Source organism: uncultured Succinivibrio sp. (assembly GCF_902756765.1).
Lineage (GTDB): Bacteria > Pseudomonadota > Gammaproteobacteria > Enterobacterales > Succinivibrionaceae > Succinivibrio.
This window is the reverse complement of record NZ_CACVSS010000111.1, coordinates 1-4,872: the sequence shown is the minus strand read 5'-3', so window position 1 is coordinate 4,872 and position 4,872 is coordinate 1. Positions and strand designations below refer to the sequence as shown.

Genomic DNA, 4,872 nt, shown 5'->3' with positions numbered 1-4,872 from the left:
TGTGAAAATGCAAATTAAAAGTCTGCTTAGCGCTTTAGCAGTGTGCCTGACGTTATATTCATCAGCTGCATTATGTGAGGCTGGTCCGGAGGGTACTGTTTTTGTTGGAGTTGGAAAGGTAAGTACTCCTTGGTTTGCCCGACACAAAGAAGGAATAGTAAAGGGCGCTAAAGAGAATGATGTAAAAGGTGAATATGGCGCAACCACGATTGCAAGTCATAAAAAGCAGGCTGAGCTTGTGGATAAATATGTAAATCGCGGTGTTAGTGCCTTACTTGTAGTCCCTAATGATGCAGCTTCCCTTGAGGATTCCTTCAAGAGAGCCAAAGATAATGGCATTACAGTTATTACCCATGAATCTCCAGGACAGGTCAATGCGGACTTCGATGTTGAGCTTATAGATAATAAAAAGTTCGGTGAGCTTCTGATGGATGAATTTGTAAAATATTCCAAGGGTAAAAAGGGGAAATATGCCATCTATGTAGGTTCTCTCACAGTTCCTGCTCATAATGTGTGGGCTGATGCGGCTGTAAAACGCCAGAAAGAGATGTATCCTCAGCTTGAATTTATTGATAAGCTTCCTATTGCTGAGAACCGTGGTGTTTCTGGTAAAACAGCCTTATCTCTGATGAAGAAGCATCCTGATCTGGTTGGTATTATCAGTATGGGCTCAGAAGGTCTTCCTGGTATCGGTCAGACTTTATCCAGCAAGAATCTTAAAGATGCTATTACTGTAGTAGGAGTGACAACACCTAATGATGTTAAAGAGTATCTGAAGTCTGGTTATGTTCAGGAAGCTCTGCTGTGGGATCCTGCTCAGGCTGCAAGAGTACAGATAATTCTTGCTAAGATGATAGCAGATGGCAGAAAAGATGAGATTAAACCTGGTTTCTCTCTACCGGAATTCGGTACTCCAAGATTTGAGGGTAATACTCTGATTTTTGATGATCCGCTAATCATTACCAAAGATAATGTAGATAATTACAATTTCTAAAATTGTATTTCAAGAAATGTATCTCAAGAAAAACCGCCAAAATGGCGGTTTTTTAGTTGATTTTACGAATCTGTTACTTGGTAACCTTTTTGAATTTGAGTCGGTGAGGTTGAGCTTCTTCACCAAGATTTGCCTTCTTCCATGCCTCATACTCAGTGTAGTTACCCTCAAAGAATCTGACCTTGCCCTCATCACCGTAGTCAAGGATGTGAGTAGCAATTCGATCAAGGAACCAGCGGTCATGTGAGATAACCATTGCTGAGCCAGGGAACTCTAGTAAAGCGTTCTCAAGTGCACGCAGGGTTTCTACATCAAGATCATTGGTAGGCTCATCCAGCAACAGCAGATTACCTCCAACCTGAAGCAGTTTAGCAAGCTGCAGACGGCCTCTTTCACCACCTGACAGATCTCCAACACGCTTCTGCTGATCGGTTCCTCTGAAGTTGAATCTTCCGATGTATGCTCTGGAAGGAATTTCATAGTTACCAACCTTTAGAATGTCAGAACCCTGTGAAATCTCTTCAAAAACAGTGTTCTCGTTCTTCATCTGATCACGGAACTGCTCAACATAAGCGGTAACTACGGTATCACCAAGCTTGATAGAGCCTGAATCTGGCTTTTCAATACCGGTGATCATTCTGAACAGAGTTGATTTACCAGCACCGTTAGGGCCAATGATACCAACAATTGCTCCCTTAGGAATACTGAATGACAGATCATCAATCAGGACCTGATCATCATATGCCTTAGACAGGTTGTTAACCTCAAGCACAGTCTCGCCTAAACGTGGCCCTGGTGGAATATAAAGTTCATTGGTTTCATTTCTGCTCTGGTACTCTACAGAGGACAGTTCCTCAAAGCGCTGCAGACGGGCCTTGGATTTTGCATGACGTCCCTTGGCTCCCTGTCTTACCCATTCCAGCTCTCGCTCAATGGAACGGCGTCTTGCAGACTCTGTGCTTTCCTCAATCTGAAGTCTCTTATCCTTCTGATCAAGCCAGCTTGAATAGTTGCCTTCCCAAGGAATACCCTCGCCACGGTCAAGCTCTAAAATCCAGCCTGCAACGTTGTCAAGGAAGTATCTGTCATGGGTTACTGCAACCACAGTACCTGGATACTGATGAAGGAACTGCTCCAGCCAGTCAATTGATTCTGCATCTAGGTGGTTGGTAGGCTCGTCTAACAGAAGCATGTCTGGTTTTTCAAGCAGAAGACGACATAAGGCAACACGGCGTCTTTCACCACCAGATAAAACCTTAATCTTTCTGTCTGATGGTGGCAGTCTTAATGCATCTGCAGCCTTGTCAATCTGAACTTCAAGGTTATGGCCGTCGTGAGCATCGATAATTGCCTCAAGCTTTGCCTGCTCTTTAGCCAGAGCATCAAAGTCAGCATTCTCATCAGCATATTCTGCATAGACTTCATCTAAGCGTTTTAAAGCAGCATAGACTTCTGAAAAGGATTCTTCAATAACCTCTTTTACAGTCTTTTCAGGATCAAGTACAGGCTCCTGTGGCAGATAGCCGATCTTGATGCCAGGTTGTGGTCTTGCCTCACCCTCAATGTCGGTATCTACACCTGCCATGATTTTGATAAGTGTTGATTTACCGGCACCGTTTAATCCTAGAACACCAATCTTGGCACCAGGGAAAAAGGACAGTGAGATATCCTTTAAAATCTGTCTCTTTGGCGGAACAATTTTTCCCACCCTATTCATAGTGTAAATGAACTGAGCCATTTATATTCCTCAATGTGTGTACAACGGCTCATTGTAACATGAAATGCTTATTTCTCATTAAAAGGAGATATTATCTTCAGTGAAGTTCAAAAAAAATTGGATGGATTATTTTTGAATGTTGTGTTGCATCTGGTAAAAAAAGCCCGCTATATGTTTTAAAGACAAATAGCGGGACTATTTTTACAACTAGGAGATTATTTATGTGTTATTCCTTTTACTCATATTTATTGAAGAAGAATGATGAATCGCAGAGGGGCTTGTAAAAAAAAATCCTTCGCAAATTGCGAAGGAACACAAAACAAACATAAGGAGTATTTTTTAGCTTTCCTGAAGCATCTGAAGTGCAATTTGAGGTTTCTGATTAGCCTGAGTAAGAATTGTAATAGAGCCCTGCTGCTTCATTTGTTCAGAAACCATGTTTGAGACTTCCTCTGCATAGTCAGAATCGCGGATTCGAGCTCGTGAGTCAGAAACATTCTCTTTAACATTATCCTGATTTCTAATGGTTGCCTCAAGACGATTCTGAACAGCACCAAGTTCGGAACGCTTAGAGTCAACAGCTGTAATTAGATAGTCAATACCGGCCAGTACGATCTGTGCCTGGGACTGAGTTCGGATATCAATACCTCCGCCATTGACGGAGTAGTTAAAGATATCCACAAAGTTATATTTTGAAGGGGTTACACCAGCATCAGGTGGAAGTTCAAATTCGTCACTTCCTGTAAGTTTTGCTGCCATTTTTGCCAGGTTAGGTACATCGAAACCTGTTGCCAGATCAATTTCAATTATGGAGCCTGGAGCAGGGGAGATCTGGAATCTTACAATAGAAGCATTGCCTGAAAGCAGATCCTGTCCACCGAAAGTGGTATCACGGGCAATTCGTCCAATTTCTTCATTAAGCTGATCAACCTCATCCTGAAGGGCTCTGCGGTTATCCTGAGAATAAACACCGTTGGCAGACTGAACTGCTAATGTTCTGATTCTCTGGAGCATAGTTGTAATTTCTTCAATAGCACCTTCAGCAGTCTGCGCATATGAAATCGCATCCTGTGCATTTCGATTGGTCATATTTAAAGAATTGATCTGTAGAGTCAGTCTGTCAGAAGTTTGAACTCCCGCAGGATCATCCTTTGCAGAATTAATCTTAAGACCACTGGATAAATGGTTATAGGCTGTGTCAATTTTATTGGTAGCTCTGTTAACGGAGCGCTGAGCTGCAAGTGCAGTCAGATTGGTATTGATGTAAAAGGAAGACATTTTTTTCTCTCCAGTTTTGTTTTGTGTGGCAAAAAATTGCCTTTTTTCTGGAGTATGAAAGAATTATGCCAACTTTTCAGTTGGCATAATCTAAAGGCGATTAAATTGAGAAAGCGTTAGAAAACGATGGTCTCCTTATTTTTGCATTTTGCCTTTTGTATCCTGCTCGGCACTTCTGATATCCTCTGCCATATCTTTTGCCAGATTAATATCATGGAACTTCTTGTCATTGTGCAGCATCATGGTGAACTTATCTGTTTTGTCCAGATATGCGGTACCGTCTTTTAGGGTCAGTTCCAGAATATGTCCGCCTTTCTTTTTATCATCGGATATAAAATGGAAATGCCAGCCTACAGAGTTAAGTTCTCCCATGTAGCTTGGACAGTACAGACCTACAAGAGTGCCTTTGATATTCTTCTCTGTAAATTCAGTCTGTTTACCTTTAAGGGCCTCCACAAGGGTAGGATAAGGCGGTTCACTTCCGTATTCGCTTCGGAACAGTACTGAGTCAAATTGAGCTTCAAGCTTAACCATGTAGAAACTGTTTGCTCCTTCTTTCTGCACTTCTGCATTCAGAGCATTCTCAAAATCCTTTTTGTTGTTGATATCTTTTAGCTTGACGGGAATATCTGGATCAAAGAAGGTTACTGTTGCGTATGGAATAATGGTTTTGTCAGGAGCTATGAAGACAGTTCCATCACCCAAAGCCTGATATACTTTTCCGTTAAGAACAATCATCTCACCGTTCAGGCCTTCAAATGTTCCGATACCGGTATCTCCAAGTGCTCTAAGCTCTCCAGAGGTGATGGTTCCTCCAAAATATCCCTGTGCTAAAGACTGCAGCAGTGCAACCTGTACAATACTTTCTCTGTCAGCCTGTGCC

The 4,872-nt window shown here is 42.1% G+C and carries 4 protein-coding genes; 1 reads left to right on the top strand and 3 read right to left on the bottom strand.

The genetic code is table 11. From position 1 onward, the window contains the following. A partial coding sequence (locus QZU45_RS10770) for a substrate-binding domain-containing protein (protein ID WP_295355175.1) occupies positions 1-994 on the top strand: 994 nt, incomplete at its 5' end. A 73-nt stretch (positions 995-1,067) separates the two neighbouring features. Here the strand turns inward: QZU45_RS10770 and ettA are convergent. The 3 genes from ettA to budA all read right to left on the bottom strand — a co-directional run. Continuing rightward, positions 1,068-2,732: an energy-dependent translational throttle protein EttA gene (ettA, locus tag QZU45_RS10765; protein WP_295355173.1), complete on the bottom strand. Its 1,665-nt coding sequence runs from the start codon at positions 2,730-2,732 to the stop codon at positions 1,068-1,070. A 318-nt stretch (positions 2,733-3,050) separates the two neighbouring features. Further along, positions 3,051-3,989 carry a flagellin gene (locus QZU45_RS10760; protein ID WP_295355171.1) on the bottom strand — a complete coding sequence of 313 codons (939 nt, stop codon included), beginning with the start codon at positions 3,987-3,989 and terminating at the stop codon, positions 3,051-3,053. Between the two features lie 135 nt (positions 3,990-4,124). Further along, positions 4,125-4,872 (bottom strand): acetolactate decarboxylase (gene budA / locus QZU45_RS10755; protein ID WP_295355169.1); only part of this gene is annotated, 748 nt, incomplete at its 5' end.

Coding starts and splice junctions, on each gene's coding strand:
- ettA (WP_295355173.1), bottom strand. CDS start 2,732: ATGGCTCAGTTCATTTACACTATGAATAGGGTGGGAAAAATTGTTCCG.
- QZU45_RS10760 (WP_295355171.1), bottom strand. CDS start 3,989: ATGTCTTCCTTTTACATCAATACCAATCTGACTGCACTTGCAGCTCAG.